The 13,564-nt window shown below is 67.8% G+C and carries 12 protein-coding genes; 2 read left to right on the forward strand and 10 right to left on the reverse strand.

Annotation, left to right across the window (positions count from 1 at the left end):
• Positions 1-25 precede the first annotated feature (25 nt).
• The 5 genes from RM96_RS25275 to RM96_RS25295 all read right to left on the reverse strand — a co-directional run bounded on the left by RM96_RS25275 (position 26) and on the right by RM96_RS25295 (position 3,921).
• The gene (locus tag RM96_RS25275; RefSeq protein WP_039014463.1) at positions 26-1,102 is read right to left on the reverse strand and encodes a YheT family hydrolase; all 1,077 of its coding nucleotides are present in this window, start codon (positions 1,100-1,102) and stop codon (positions 26-28) included.
• 49 nt (positions 1,103-1,151) lie between these two features.
• Positions 1,152-1,592: a YybH family protein gene (locus RM96_RS25280; RefSeq protein WP_039014464.1), complete on the reverse strand. Its 441-nt coding sequence runs from the start codon at positions 1,590-1,592 to the stop codon at positions 1,152-1,154.
• 18 nt (positions 1,593-1,610) lie between these two features.
• Positions 1,611-2,633 carry a lipopolysaccharide heptosyltransferase II gene (waaF, locus tag RM96_RS25285; RefSeq protein WP_039014465.1) on the reverse strand — a complete coding sequence of 341 codons (1,023 nt, stop codon included), beginning with the start codon at positions 2,631-2,633 and terminating at the stop codon, positions 1,611-1,613.
• A gap of 118 nt (positions 2,634-2,751) precedes the next feature.
• Positions 2,752-2,946 carry a zinc-finger domain-containing protein gene (locus RM96_RS25290; RefSeq protein ID WP_039014466.1) on the reverse strand — a complete coding sequence of 65 codons (195 nt, stop codon included), beginning with the start codon at positions 2,944-2,946 and terminating at the stop codon, positions 2,752-2,754.
• A gap of 54 nt (positions 2,947-3,000) precedes the next feature.
• Positions 3,001-3,921, reverse strand: a complete 921-nt coding sequence (locus RM96_RS25295) for a branched-chain amino acid transaminase (protein WP_039014467.1) — start codon at positions 3,919-3,921, stop codon at positions 3,001-3,003.
• Positions 3,922-4,048: 127 nt separating this feature from the next.
• Between RM96_RS25295 and RM96_RS25300 the strand changes: the two genes are divergently transcribed.
• Positions 4,049-7,042 carry a DEAD/DEAH box helicase gene (locus RM96_RS25300; protein ID WP_052279734.1) on the forward strand — a complete coding sequence of 998 codons (2,994 nt, stop codon included), beginning with the start codon at positions 4,049-4,051 and terminating at the stop codon, positions 7,040-7,042.
• Positions 7,043-7,219: 177 nt separating this feature from the next.
• Positions 7,220-8,236, forward strand: a complete 1,017-nt coding sequence (locus RM96_RS25305) for a Bug family tripartite tricarboxylate transporter substrate binding protein (protein WP_039014585.1) — start codon at positions 7,220-7,222, stop codon at positions 8,234-8,236.
• 218 nt (positions 8,237-8,454) lie between these two features.
• Here RM96_RS25305 and RM96_RS25310 read toward each other — a convergent pair whose 3' ends face one another.
• The 5 genes from RM96_RS25310 to fba form a co-directional block, all read right to left on the reverse strand.
• Positions 8,455-9,444, reverse strand: a complete 990-nt coding sequence (locus RM96_RS25310) for an L-threonylcarbamoyladenylate synthase (RefSeq protein WP_039014468.1) — start codon at positions 9,442-9,444, stop codon at positions 8,455-8,457.
• A 43-nt stretch (positions 9,445-9,487) separates the two neighbouring features.
• Positions 9,488-10,732, reverse strand: coding sequence for a 5-(carboxyamino)imidazole ribonucleotide synthase (locus RM96_RS25315; protein ID WP_039014469.1), 1,245 nt, complete (start codon positions 10,730-10,732; stop codon positions 9,488-9,490).
• A 56-nt stretch (positions 10,733-10,788) separates the two neighbouring features.
• Positions 10,789-11,286, reverse strand: a complete 498-nt coding sequence (gene purE / locus RM96_RS25320) for a 5-(carboxyamino)imidazole ribonucleotide mutase (RefSeq protein ID WP_039014470.1) — start codon at positions 11,284-11,286, stop codon at positions 10,789-10,791.
• Positions 11,287-11,405: 119 nt separating this feature from the next.
• The gene (locus RM96_RS25325) at positions 11,406-12,314 is read right to left on the reverse strand and encodes a phosphoribosylaminoimidazolesuccinocarboxamide synthase (protein WP_039014471.1); all 909 of its coding nucleotides are present in this window, start codon (positions 12,312-12,314) and stop codon (positions 11,406-11,408) included.
• A gap of 103 nt (positions 12,315-12,417) precedes the next feature.
• Entirely contained in the window at positions 12,418-13,482 is a 1,065-nt protein-coding gene (fba, locus tag RM96_RS25330) for a class II fructose-bisphosphate aldolase (protein WP_039014472.1), read from the reverse strand.
• Between the last annotated feature and the right edge of the window lie 82 nt (positions 13,483-13,564).

Consider the following 13,564-nt stretch of genomic DNA (forward strand, 5'->3'; position numbering starts at 1 on the left):
CGTGCAGCCTGTGTCTCGGCGCGCCTCAGGTCATGCTGTCAAAGAAGCGCAGGATGCGCGCCGGCAGCCATTCGATGTGGCCGACGAACGGCAGCAGCGGCAGATGGCGCAGCGGTCCGGTGCGCGGCATCATGAAGCCGACGTGGCCGCCGTGCTCGGGCTGCTCGAGCCAGACCTGCGGGCTGACGTCTGCCGGGCCAGGCAGGTGCCGGGCAGGCAGGAAAGGATCGTTGCGGGCGTTGAGCACCAGCGTGGGCACGGCGATTTCACCGAGGATGGGTTTGCTGGCGGCGCGCGCCCAGTAGTCGTCGGTATCGCGAAAGCCATGCAGCGGCGCGGTGACCACGTTGTCGAAGGCGTACAGGTCGCGGCTGGCCAGCATCGTGTCGCGGTCGAACAGGCCCGGGAACTGATCGAGCTTGGCCAGCGACTTGCGCTTGAGCGTCTGCAGGAACATGCGCGTGTAGAGCATGTTGAATCCCACCGAGAGCGCGGCGCCGCCGGCCGCCAGATCCAGCGGTGCCGAGATCGCCGCGGCGGCCGACAGGAAGCTGGCGCCGCTGCCTTCCTCGCCGAGATAGCGCAGCAGCGCATTGCCCCCCAGCGAGATGCCCACGGCAAGCATGCCACGGCCATCGGCGCAGTGCGTCCGGCGCAGCCGTTCCAGCACCCAGCGGATCTCGGCCGAGTCGCCCGAATGGTAGAAGCGCGGCGCACGGTTGAGTTCGCCCGAGCAGCCGCGGAAATGCGGGACCACGCCCTGCCAGCCGCGCTCGCCCAGCGCATGCATCAGCGTCTGCGCGTAGTGGCTGCCGGAATCGCCTTCGAGGCCGTGGAACATCACCAGCAGCGGGGTGCCGGGGCGGACCGCGTGGGTGGTCCAGTCGAGGTCGATGAAGTCCTGGTCGGGAGTATCCCAGCGTTCGCGGCGGAAGCTCACGCGTGGCGGGCGCTGCGTGAAGCGGGCGGGGATGATGGTCTGCGCGTGGCCGCTACGTAGCCACCAGGGCATGGCGAGGCCGTCGCCGAACCCGGTGCCCGGCGTGCTGGACGGCGCCGGCTGCGCGGCGGACGGCAGGCGGTGGTGCGGAAGCTGCGTCATGCCGTTGGGTATTGCATCGGGCCACGCCTTGGGCGTGGCCGGTTGTCCTTCAGTGCAGCGCCTGGCCCGGCGCTGCGGCCACGGCGGCGACCTGCACCGCGTTGGCGGGGCTGCAATGGATGTGCGCCAGCCGCCAGCCTTCATGGTTCTGCATCAGCACATAGGTAGTGTGCACATACAGGTCGGCCTCGACGCGGTCGGCGCCAAAGCGCAGCGCCTCGGTCACGTCGAAGATCGAAACGCCCAGCGAGGCGTGGCTGCTGGTCTCGATCGCGTCGATCAGCACCGGCTGTTCTTCCAGCAGTTGCGAAAACGCCTGGCGCAGGTGCTCATGGCCGATCAGGCGCTGGCCGTCGGGCAGCACGCAGGTGACGGAGTCTTCGTCGAGCCAGAGCCGCAGGGCGCCGTCGGCATCGCGCAGCTTCATGGCCTCGCGGAAGGCTTCGACGATGTCTTCCGCGGAATCGAACAGGCGGGCAAAACGGGGCATGGTGGCGTTGTCAGGGGTTCACGGCCGGTGCAGCAACTTGCGCAGTTCCACGAACACCATTTCAGGTTCGATGTCCTTCAGGCAGCGCAGGTGGCCTAGCGGGCACTCCCGCTTGAAGCACGGGCTGCATTCGAGTTGCAGCCACATGATACTCGCTGCCTGTGACAGCGGAGGCGTATGGCGCGGATCGCTGGAGCCAAACACGGCCACCTGCGGGCGATTCAGGGCCGCCGTGACATGCATCAGGCCCGAGTCGTTGCAGACCGCGGCTTCGGACAGCGCCAGCAGGTCGACCGCGTCGTCCAGCGAAGTCTGGCCGCACAGATTGCGCACGAACGGCGCGCCCTTGACGATCTCGTCGGCGATTTCGGCATCCTTGCCGGAGCCCAGCGTGATCATCTGGGCATACGGGAAGGACCGGCGCAGCATCTGCGCCAGCTTCGCGAAATGGTCTGCCGGCCAGCGCTTGGCCGGGCCGAATTCCGCGCCCGGGCAGAACGCAATGACGCGTGTCTGCGGGGCGATGCCGAAACGCTCGGCAGTCGCGGCCATGCGGGCCGGGTCGGTGCGCAGGCGCGGATCGGGCAGGTGTTCCGGCAGGCGGGCGCCCGGTTTCAGCGCGAGCCGGGCGTAGTGCTCCACCATCGGCGGGCGCTGGTCGCGCGGCGGGTTGGCATGGCGCACATTGAGCATGCCGAAGCGCGCTTCGCCGCGATAGCCGATGCGCAGCGGAATGCCCGCCAGCCACGGAATCAGCGCCGACTTGAGCGAATTCGGCAGCACGTAGGCGATGTCGTAGCCTTCGTTCTTGAGCTGCTGCGCGAACATCAGCCGTGCCGACAGCTGCAGCTTGCCGTGCGCCAGGTCGCTGGGGAAGACGCGGCCGATCTCGGGCATGCGCGCGAGCACGGGGGCGACCCATTTGGGGGCGAGGGCGTCGATGACCAGGCGCGGATGGCGCGCCTTGAGCAGCGCGAACAGCGGCTGCGCCATCAGCGCGTCGCCGATCCAGTTGGGGGCGATGACGAGGGCTTTTTTCATGGGCGGGGCGCTGCTTTTCCGCATGGGCGCCCCAACGCGGGCGCCGGGAACGCCAACACTCCGGTGCGCGTTGCTGCGCGCCGGAGCGTCGGGGTCATGCGGATGAAAGAGGGGCGTGTCAGTGGTGGCCCTTCAGCACGGTGCCCGGCTTGAGCTTGTAAACCGTGCCGCAATAAGGGCACTTGGCCTCGCCGGTATCCACCACGTCCAGGAACACGCGCGGGTGGTAGTTCCACGCGGGCGTGCCGGCGGTGGGGCAATGCAGCGGAATATCTTCAGCGCCGATTTCGATGATGGTGGCGGTTTGGGTCATGGTGTTGCGGGGTGTGAAGCTTATTGTTCGGAATCGGAATGTGCGGGGCCGCGCTCAGACCAGCGTCAGCCACTTCTTGTACTTCTCGTCTTCACCGCCCACGGCGGCAAAGAACGCATCCTGGATGCGCTTGGTCACCGGGCCGCGGCGGCCTTCGCCAATGACGCGGTCGTCCAGTTCGCGGATCGGCGTGACTTCGGCTGCGGTGCCGGTGAAGAAGGCTTCGTCGGCGCAGTACATCTCGTCACGGGTGATGCGCTTTTCGCGCACTTCGATGCCCAGGTCGCGCGCAATGGTCAGCGTCGCGTCGCGGGTGATGCCGTCCAGGCAGGAAGCCAGGTCCGGCGTGTAGATCACGCCGTTGCGCACGATAAACACGTTCTCGCCCGAGCCTTCGCTGACGTAGCCTTCGGTGTCGAGCAGCAGGGCTTCGTCGTAGCCCAGGCCGGTGGCTTCCTGGTTGGCCAGGATCGAGTTGATGTAATAGCCGCTTGCCTTGGCGCGCACCAGCGATACGTTGACGTGATGGCGGGTGAACGAAGAGGTCTTCACGCGGATGCCGCGCTGCATGCCTTCCTCGCCCAGGTAGGCGCCCCACGGCCAGGCGGCGATGGCCACGTGGATGGTGTTGCCCTTGGCCGACACGCCCAGCTTCTCCGAGCCGATCCACACGATCGGGCGGATGTAGCAGGATTCCAGGTTATTGGCCCGCACCACTTCGCGCTGCGCGGCTTCCAGCGTGGCCTCGTCGAACGGCATCTCCATCTGGAAGATCTTGGCGGAATTGAACAGGCGGCGAGTGTGCTCGTGCAGGCGGAAGATGGCGGTGCCGGCCGGCGTCTTGTAGGCGCGCACGCCTTCGAAAACGCCCATGCCGTAGTGCAGGGTATGGGTCAGGACGTGAATCTTGGCGTCGCGCCATTCGATCAGCTTGCCATCCATCCAGATTTTGCCGTCGCGATCCGCCATCGACATCGTCATCTCCCTGAACACGAAAAAGTTGCAAAAACAACATTGTAAGCCCCGGGGCCGAGGGTGCCAACGCGGAGGCCGGCCCGCGGCGGTCTAAAATCCCCTTTTCCGTGCGCCGCTTCCCCTTCCCGTGCCCTCAGCCACACATCCAGGCCCTGCGCCGGATTCCGACGCCACCGGCCCCCAGCCTTCCGATCAGCCGGCCCCTGCCAGCTGGCAGCTGGCGCTCGAAGCGCTGCAGGCACTGGCCGGCGGCGCGGAGTCGGCCGGCGGCGAGACGGCCCGGCGCCTGCTGTGGGCGCTGAGCCTGGATGCCGATGGCGTGGTCGGCACGGTCGAGCCGCTCGAACAGACCCGCAGCGCGCGTGGCTGGAACAAGCCGCGTCCCGTGCCGCTGGCCCGGGTCGCCGAAGACAACCGGCTCGAACCGTGGGACGCCCGCGTCGCCCGCGCCATCCGCCGCGACCAGTCCCACAACCGCCGCTATGTGCTCGACCGCGCCGCCGCGGTGATGGCGCTGGTCGGCCATCCCGCCGTGGTGCTGGCCCATGCGCCCACGCAGACGCTGGAAGTGGTGGAGGGCGCCCCGGCACTGGAAGCGGTGCGCAGCGGCGACCGCTACGTGCTGCGCGTCTGGCCGCCGGTGCGCGAAGCGCCGGCCATGGATGCCTACCTGCCTGCCGCGGCGCGGCAGGATGCCGAGGCCCTGCGCCAGATCACGGTGCTGCGCGATGGCCCCCAGCGCCTGCGCGTAATCCGCTTCACGCCCGCCCAGCTCGGCGCCGCCCGCCTGATTGCCGAGGGCCTGGCGGTGCCCGCCGAAGCCCACGCGCAGCTCGACAGCACGCTGCGCGCGCTCGCCGGGCACTTCCAGATCCAGTCCGACCACACCGGCCAGGCGCGCGAGCTCGACACCGAATCCCGTCTGCGGGCCGAGGTGGCGCCGCTCGGCAAAGGCATCTCGCTGCGGCTGGTGGTGACGCCGCTCGGGCCGCTCGGCCCCCGGCTCGCTCCCGGCAGCGGACGCGAGCGGCTGATGGCCGCGGTGCGTGGCGAGACGCTGGCGACGCGGCGCGATCTCGATGCCGAACTGGCCCACGTGGCCGAAGTCTTCGCCGCGCTGCCCTTTCTGGTCCAGCAGGCGCCGGGCAGCGGCGAATATAGCTGGACGCTCGACAACCCCGAGGATGCCCTGAGCGTGCTGGAAGCCCTGCCGGAACTGGCCGCCGTGCAGGCCGTCGAGTGGCCGCGCGGCAAGGAGATCCGCGTCGTCGGGGCCGATGTGCCGCAGCTGGCGGTCAGCATCGAGACCGGCAACGAGTGGTACCGGCTGGTGGGCGAGCTGCGCGTGGCCGAAGGCCTGGTGCTGGAGCTTGGCCGCCTGATTTCCTGGACGGGCAGCCACGCCGGCCGCTTCGTCCCGATGGGGCAGGGCGTCTACGTCGCGCTGACGCGCGCGCTGCGCGGCCGGCTGCGCGACCTGGCCGGCGTTGCCGACAGCGTGCCGGACGGCATTCGCGTGCCGCTCATGGCCACGCCGTGGCTGGACGATGTGCTGGCCGGCGCGGGCGTCGATCCGGACGCGCATTTTCGCCAGCGGCTGGCCCGCCTGCGCGCCGCGCGCACCACGGAAGTGGTCGTGCCCGCGACGCTGGCAGCGCAGCTTCGTCCATACCAGGAAGAGGGCTACCGCTGGGCGATGACGCTGGCGGCTTCCGGCCTGGGCGCCTGCCTGGCCGACGACATGGGCCTGGGCAAGACCCTGCAGGCACTGGCGGTGCTGCTGGCCCGCTCGGGCGAAGGTGCCGGGCTCGTCATCGCGCCGACTTCGGTCTGCGGCAACTGGGCGGCCGAGGCGCGCCGCTTCGCGCCGACGCTGAACGTCCATGTCTATGCCGAAGGCGACCGCGAAACGCTGCTGGCGCAGGCGGGGCCGCATGACCTCGTGATCGTCTCGTACACGCTGCTGCAGCAGGCGCGCAAGGCGTTCAGCGCGCGCGAGTGGCATACCGTGGTGGCTGATGAGGCCCAGGCTTTCAAGAACGCCGCGTCGCAGCGCGCGCGCGCCATGTTCGACCTGCCGTCGGGATTCCGCATGGCGTTGTCCGGCACGCCCGTGGAGAACCGGCTGGCGGAGCTCTGGTCGGTGATGCGCTTCTGCAATCCGGGGCTGCTCGGCTCGCTGGCGCGTTTCAACGAGCATTTCGCCAACCCGATCGAGCGCGGCGGCGTGCGCGAAGCCCGGCAGCGCCTGCGCCGGATGATTGTGCCGTTCGTGCTGCGGCGTACCAAGGCGCAGGTGCTGGACGAACTGCCGCCGCGCACGGAGCTGGTGATCCGCGTGGAGCCGGAACCGGTGGAGGCCGCGCACTACGAGGCCCTGCGCCGCCAGGCCCAGACCCAGGCCGAGGCGGCGCTGGCGCGCATCGAGGCCGCGCGCAAGGCAACGCGCGGCGCTCCGGCCGGCGCCCGCGCCCGGGCCATCGCGCAGGCACAGTTCCAGCAGCAGGCGCGCATCCACGTGCTGGCGCAGCTGATGCGGCTGCGCCGCGCCGCGTGCGACGCGCGGCTGGTCACGCCCGAGGTCGGGCACGAGGGCGCCAAGGTGCGCGCCTTCGTCGAGCTCGCCAGCGAACTGGCCGCCAACGGGCACAAGACGCTGGTGTTCAGCCAGTTCGTGGATTTCCTGCAGTTGCTGAAGGCGGGCCTGGAGCGTGCCGGCCTGGCGATGCAGTACCTCGACGGCGCAACGCCAGCAGCCGAACGCACGCGCCGCGTGGCGGCCTTCCAGGCCGGCGAGGGCGACGTCTTCCTGATCAGCCTGAAGGCCGGTGGCTTCGGCCTGAACCTGACCGCGGCCGACTACGTCATCATCGCCGACCCCTGGTGGAACCCCGCCGCCGAGGACCAGGCGATGGGCCGCGCGCACCGCATCGGCCAGCAGCGCCCGGTCACCGTGTACCGGCTGATCAGTGCCGGCACCATCGAGGAGCGCATCGTCGAACTGCACAACGACAAGCGCGCGCTGGCCGACGGCTTGCTCGAAGCCGATGACGAGGCCACGGCCGGGCTGGGCGCGCCGCTGCCGGATGTGGACGAACTGGTCGGCCTGCTGCGCCGCTGAGCAGTGTTGCGATATGCCAGCACGGCATACCCTCAAGCGAACTGGGTCGTTGGGAATTGGCGGGAACCTTGCTATCGTGTGGCCTTGGCCCGGGGCAATCAGATCCCGGCCGTGCAGGTGCCGCATGGCAACGCAGCATCTGCATCTTCGTCATTCACTACTTTCGACGGTGCCCCCATGTCTCGATCGCTCCCGCGCTTGTCCTTCCGCTCCGCGTCCCGCCTGACCGCCAGCCTGGCCGCCCTGTGCGCGCTCGCCGCGCCGGCCCACGCACAAGGCCCGCAGGGCGCGGAATGGCCGACCCAGCCGGTGACGATCCTGATGGGCTTCACCGCCGGCTCGGGCGTCGACATGGTGGGCCGTACGCTGCAGGAATCGCTGCAGAAGTCGCTCAAGACCACCATCATCTACGACTACCGCCCGGGCGCCGGCGGCAACGTCGCCTCGGAAGTCGTCGCGCACGCCAAGCCGGACGGCTACACGCTGCTGCTGGGCACCGCAGCCACACATGGCATCAATCCAGCGTTGTACAAGTCGCTGCCGTTCGATGCCGACGCAGATTTCACGCCGGTCGCGCCGCTGGTGGAGGTTTCCAACGTCCTGACCATCAACCCGGTCGTGATCGACGTGAAGTCGGTCAAGGAGTTCATCGAGAAGGTCAAGGCCAATCCCGGCAAGTACAACTTCGCGTCCACCGGCAATGGCACTGGCACGCACCTGGCATTCGCGGAATTCAATGCACGCGCCGGCCTCGATATGGTCCACGTGCCATACAAGGGTGGTCCTGACGCCCTGCAGGCTGTGCTCAAGGGCGAGGTCTGCTGCATCTTCAACCAGGTCCAGAGCGTGCTGCCGCAATATCGTGCAGGCAAGGTGCGGCTGCTGGGCGTGACCACGAAGCAGCGCGTGCAGGTCATCCCGGAAGTCCCGACCATCGGGGAAAGCGGGTTGCCGGGGTTCAACAGCACGATCTGGTTTGGCTTCTTCGGGCCGAAAGGACTTGATCCGAAGGTGACCCGCAAGCTCAATGATGCGGTGAAGGTTGCGCTGGAAACGCCGGCGATCCGTCAGAAGCTGATTGACGCTGGCAACTCGCCTCGGATCGAGACTGTGGATCAGTTCAAGGCGACGGTGAAGGCGGATCGGCAGAAATGGGCGGGGGTGGTGAAGACGGTAGGGGCTTCGATCGATTGAGGGATCGGCACGGCTAGGGTTTTTGTTCTTCGGTGGATTGCAGGTCGGGGTTCTTGGATGCGCTGTTTCGCCGGCGTAGCCGGCGACCGTCCTTTTTGACGGCGCCCAAAAGTAGGTCGCCCGGCAGGGCGAAACGGGGCCGTCGACCTCCGACAACGCCCAACCGCAGCCACTACCCTCAGTCCCATCACCAATCGGGGAGCCAAGCCCCTGACCGCTTAACCACCAAACGCCGCCGCAGCCCTCTGCAACCGATCCCGAACCCCGGCCCATTCATGCCCCTCGGGCAGCGGCTCAAACACCAGCCGCGTGAATCCCTGCTTGTCCAGCTTGCGCAGCAACCGGTAAAGCTCCCTCGCATAAGCCGTGGCATCGGCCGGCGCCTGCACCCACGTACAACGCGAATCCTCCAGCGGCGCGCGTGCCACCCATGCCACGCGGGCATCGGCGGGGAGGGTGGCCAGCCGGGCGGTCAGGGACGCGGCGTCAGCCAGTTCCAACGGCGTATGCGGTGCGTAGTGAGCCTTCAGCGTACCTGACGCACGCGGAGCCGCCGCATCCGGCGGCAACGGGGCTTCGCCCAGCACCTTGGCCATCATCGCCGGGGTGATCGCACCGGGGCGCAACAGGACAGGACCGATACCCTGGTCGAGGCGAGACAAATCGACGATGGTCGATTCGATGCCAACTTCCACGCCATCGCCTTCCAGCACATAGACCGCATCGCCAAACTCGTCGCGCACATGCTGCGCCGTGGTCGGGCTGACCTGGCCGAACTTGTTGGCCGAGGGCGCCGCGATGCCGCCGCGGCCGCGCTTGAAGCGCGCCAGCAGGGCTTGTGCGACCGGGTGAGAGGGGCAGCGCAGGCCAATGCTGTCCTGGCCGCCGGCTACCGCGGCGTGGATATGCGCGGCACGCTTGAGGATCAGCGTGAGCGGGCCGGGCCAGAAGGCGTCGATGAGCTTCTGCGCGGCTTCGGGGACTTCGTCGACCCAGTAGCCGATATCGGCGCCATCCACCACGTGGACGATGATCGGGTGGCTCGACGGCCGGCCCTTGAGCGCGAAAATGCGCGCCACGGCTTCGGGGTTCTCGGCGTCGGCGCCGAGGCCATAGACGGTCTCGGTGGGGAAGGCGACCAGCTGGCCGGCCTCCAGCAGGCGGACGGCTTCGTCCAGTTCGGCGGCCGTGGGCATGCGCGACGACATCGGTTTCCTCAGGTGTGGCAGGCGGAGCGTTGGAGCGGGGTGTTCAGGGCGCGATATGCAGCGCCTGCACGGCGGCGGCGAAGGCGGCTTCGGCCGCTTCCGCATGTTCGCCGACGCAGTTGACGTGCCCCATCTTGCGCGAGGGGCGCGCGTCGTTCTTGCCGTACAGGTGCAGCTTGGCGCCGGGCTGGGCCACCACTTCGTCCCAGGCCGGCGTGCGCTCCAGGCCGAACTCGAACCACACGTCGCCGAGCAGGTTCAGCATCTTGCCGGCTGAATGCTGGCGCGTATTGCCCAGCGGCAGGCGGGCCATGGCGCGCACCTGCTGCTCGAACTGGCTGGTTTCGCAGGCGTCCATCGTGATGTGGCCGGAGTTGTGCGGGCGCGGCGCCATTTCGTTGGCGACCAGCGAGCCATCGGTCAGCACGAAGAATTCGATGCAGAGCACGCCGACGTAACCCATCTCGGTAGCGATGGTGGCGGCAGCCGCGCGGGCGCGATCGGCGATGTCGGCGGATACGCTGATCGACGGCATCACCGTCGAGAACAGGATGCCGTCACGATGCACGTTTTCGGCCAGCGGCCAGGTGGCGGTGGTGCCGTCCGCGGCGCGCGCGGCCAGTACCGACACTTCATAGGCCAGCGGCAGCATCTGTTCCAGCACGCACGGCACGTGCTGCATGGCCTTCCAGGCCGCACGCACGTCCTCGCGCGTCTTCACGCGGGCCTGGCCCTTGCCGTCGTAGCCCATGCGGGCGGTCTTCAGGATGCCGGGCAGCACGTGGTCGGGCAGTTGATCCACGTCAGCGTCATGCTGGATCACCCAGTGCGGCGCGGTCGGTACGCCGGTGCGTTCTGCACACGAGGCAAAGAACTTCTTCTCGCCGATGCGGTTCTGCGCGATCGACACGCAGTAGCCGCGCGGCGCCACGAAGGAGCCGAGCTGTTCGAGCCGGTCGAGCGAGAGCGAGGGCACGTTCTCGAATTCGGTGCTGACGGCCGGGCACAGTCTGGCCATTTCCGTCAGCGCGGCTTCGTCGGTGTACGCGGCACAGATGTGCTTGTCGGCCACGGCGCCCGCCGGACTGTCCTGGTCCGGGTCGAGCACGCAAACGCGATAACCCATGGCCTGTGCAGCATGCGTGAACATGCGGCCGAGCTGGCCGCCGCCCAGCATGCCGAGCCAGGCGCCGGGCAGGATGGGCGCGCTGGGGTTGTCCACGCCGAATTCGGCGCGCGACTCCGGCGTATGGGCTTCGACCAGGTAGGGATGGATATCGGTTGGCATGCTCGTGGCTTCCGGCAGCGGGTTTGGGTATCAGTTATGGCTTGGAGTGGATCGCGTCAGACCGGCAGCGTCATCGCGCGCGCGGCTTCGGTCTGCTTCGCGCGGAACGCTTCCAGCGCGCCGGCCAGCGCCTCGTCGGTGGTGGCCAGCGTGGCGATCGCGTGCAGCGCAGCGTTGGCGGCGCCGGCCTCGCCGATGGCGAAGGTGGCAACCGGCACGCCCTTGGGCATCTGCACGATCGACAGCAGCGAATCCTCGCCGCGCAGGTATTTGGACGGCACCGGCACGCCGAACACCGGCACGATGGTCTTGGCGGCGATCATGCCCGGCAGGTGGGCCGCACCGCCGGCGCCGGCGATGATGGCGCGGATGCCGCGGCTGCGCGCGGTTTCGGCGTAGCGGAACATGTCGTCGGCCATGCGGTGCGCCGAGACCACCTGTGCTTCGAACGGGACGCCGAAATCCTTCAGCATGGCCACGGCGTGCTGCATCACGTCCCAGTCGGAACTGCTGCCCATGACTACGCCGACCACTGGCTTGTCTTGCTTGCTCACGTTATCTGTTCCTTCTGTTGTCGTTCCCGCGAAGGCGGGAACCCAGTGACTTTGTCTTTGGCTTCAACGCAGCGCAAAAGACGCTGGATTCCCGCCTTCGCGGGAATGACGAAATAGTCTTACTGCAATTCCTCGCCCGTCAGCCGCGTCAGCGCCTCACGATACTTGGCCGCGGTCTTCTCGACCACGTCGTCCGGCAGCTTCGGCGCCGGCGCGGTCTTGGGCCACGGCTTGCCGTCGATGCGCACGGCTTCGAGCCAGTCGCGCACGAACTGCTTGTCGAACGACGGCGGGTTGGTGCCGACCTGGTAAGAATCCGCGGGCCAGAAGCGCGAGGAATCGGCCGTCAGCACTTCGTCCATCAGGGTCAGCGTACCGTTCTCGTCCAGGCCGAATTCGAACTTGGTGTCGGCGATGATGATGCCGCGCGTGGCGGCGAACTCGGCGGCTTCCTTGTACAGGCGGATCGAAATATCGCGCATCTGGCGCGCCAGGGCCACGCCGATGCGGGTTTCGACTTCGCCGAACGAGATATTCTCGTCGTGCTCGCCCATTTCGGCCTTGGCGGCCGGCGTGAAGATCGGCTCGGGCAGCTTCTGTGCGTTCTGCAGGCCGGCGGGCAGTTCGATGCCGCAGACCTTGCCGGTCGCCTGGTAGTCCTTCCAGCCGCTGCCGGCCAGGTAGCCGCGCACCACGGCTTCCACCAGGATCGGCTTGAGGCGTTTGACCACCACGGCGCGGCCCTTCACCTGCTCCACTTCCGACGGGCTGACCACGGTTTCCGGGGCAATGCCGGTCTCGTGGTTCGGCACGATGTGCGCGAGCTTCCTGAACCAGAAGTTCGCCATCTGGTTCAGCACGCGGCCCTTGGCCGGAATCGGTTCGCCCAGGATGACGTCGAAGGCCGACAGGCGGTCGGTGGTGACGATCAGCAGCTTGTCGTCGCCGACGGCGTAGTTGTCGCGGACTTTGCCGTGGCCCAGCAGCGGCAGCGAAGTGATGGAGGACTGGTAGAGAGCGTTTGACATGGTGGTTCCAATAAAACGGCGAAGCCGCCGGGCGCTGGAAGCGTGCCGCGGCGGCCGGAACTGCGATCCGCCATCCGTTTGCGTGGATGGCGGACAAGAGACATTACTGCACGACCTGCGCCAGCTTGCCCGCCTTGTACTGCTGGGCGACGTCGACCAGGCTGACCGACTTGATCTTGCTGGCCTGGCCTTCGCAGCCGAAGGCGATATAGCGTGCCTTGCAGACCTGCTTGGCGGCTTCGCGTGCCGGCTTCAGGTATTCGCGCGGGTCGAACTTGCTCGGGTTCTCGGCGAAGAAGCGGCGGATCGCGCCGGTCATGGCCAGGCGGATGTCGGTATCGATGTTGATCTTGCGCACGCCGTACTTGATGGCTTCCTGGATTTCCTCGACTGGCACGCCGTAGGTTTCCTTCATGTCGCCGCCGAACTTGCGGATCTCTTCCAGCAGTTCCTGCGGCACCGACGACGAGCCGTGCATCACGAGGTGCGTGTTGGGGATGCGGGCGTGGATTTCCTTGATGCGGCTGATTGCCAGGATGTCGCCGGTCGGCTTGCGGGTGAACTTGTAGGCGCCGTGCGAGGTGCCGATGGCGATGGCCAGCGCGTCGAGCTGGGTGGCCTTGACGAAGTCGGCGGCCTGCTCGGGATCGGTCAGCAGCATCGAGTGGTCCAGCACGCCTGCGGCGCCGATGCCGTCTTCTTCGCCGGCTTCACCGGTTTCCAGCGAGCCCAGGCAACCCAGTTCGCCTTCCACGGTCACGCCGACGGCGTGGGCCAGCTGCACCACCTTGCGGGTCACGTCGATGTTGTAGTCGTACTCGGCCGGGGTCTTGCCGTCTTCGCGCAGCGAGCCGTCCATCATCACCGACGAGAAGCCCAGGTCGATCGCGCCCTGGCAGATGGCCGGCGACTGGCCGTGGTCCTGGTGCATCACCACCGGGATGTGCGGGTAGGCTTCCACCGCGGCTTCGATCAGGTGGCGCAGGAAGTGCTCGCCGGCGTATTTGCGCGCACCGGCCGAGGCTTGCATGATCACCGGAGCGTTGACCTCGTCGGCGGCCTGCATGATGGCCTGGACCTGTTCGAGGTTATTGACGTTGAAGGCCGGCAGGCCGTAGCTGTTCTCGGCTGCGTGGTCCAGCAGCTGGCGCATCGATACGAGTGGCATGTCTAACTCCTAAATAAAAATGGGATGTCTCTACGTATTCTTCCGTCGGCGGTCATCGCCCTGCCAGCCGGTGGCAGCATGT

This window comes from Cupriavidus sp. IDO (genome assembly GCF_000812465.1).
Taxonomy (GTDB): Bacteria; Pseudomonadota; Gammaproteobacteria; order Burkholderiales; family Burkholderiaceae; genus Cupriavidus.

What these genes read in the sequence shown, in the direction of transcription:
- RM96_RS25275 (WP_039014463.1), bottom strand. Translation starts at nt 1,102, where the DNA reads ATGACGCAGCTTCCGCACCACCGCCTGCCGTCCGCCGCGCAGCCGGCG.
- RM96_RS25280 (WP_039014464.1), bottom strand. Translation starts at nt 1,592, where the DNA reads ATGCCCCGTTTTGCCCGCCTGTTCGATTCCGCGGAAGACATCGTCGAA.
- waaF (WP_039014465.1), bottom strand. Translation starts at nt 2,633, where the DNA reads ATGAAAAAAGCCCTCGTCATCGCCCCCAACTGGATCGGCGACGCGCTG.
- RM96_RS25290 (WP_039014466.1), bottom strand. Translation starts at nt 2,946, where the DNA reads ATGACCCAAACCGCCACCATCATCGAAATCGGCGCTGAAGATATTCCG.
- RM96_RS25295 (WP_039014467.1), bottom strand. Translation starts at nt 3,921, where the DNA reads ATGTCGATGGCGGATCGCGACGGCAAAATCTGGATGGATGGCAAGCTG.
- RM96_RS25305 (WP_039014585.1), top strand. Translation starts at nt 7,220, where the DNA reads ATGTCTCGATCGCTCCCGCGCTTGTCCTTCCGCTCCGCGTCCCGCCTG.
- RM96_RS25310 (WP_039014468.1), bottom strand. Translation starts at nt 9,444, where the DNA reads ATGTCGTCGCGCATGCCCACGGCCGCCGAACTGGACGAAGCCGTCCGC.
- RM96_RS25315 (WP_039014469.1), bottom strand. Translation starts at nt 10,732, where the DNA reads ATGCCAACCGATATCCATCCCTACCTGGTCGAAGCCCATACGCCGGAG.
- RM96_RS25325 (WP_039014471.1), bottom strand. Translation starts at nt 12,314, where the DNA reads ATGTCAAACGCTCTCTACCAGTCCTCCATCACTTCGCTGCCGCTGCTG.
- fba (WP_039014472.1), bottom strand. Translation starts at nt 13,482, where the DNA reads ATGCCACTCGTATCGATGCGCCAGCTGCTGGACCACGCAGCCGAGAAC.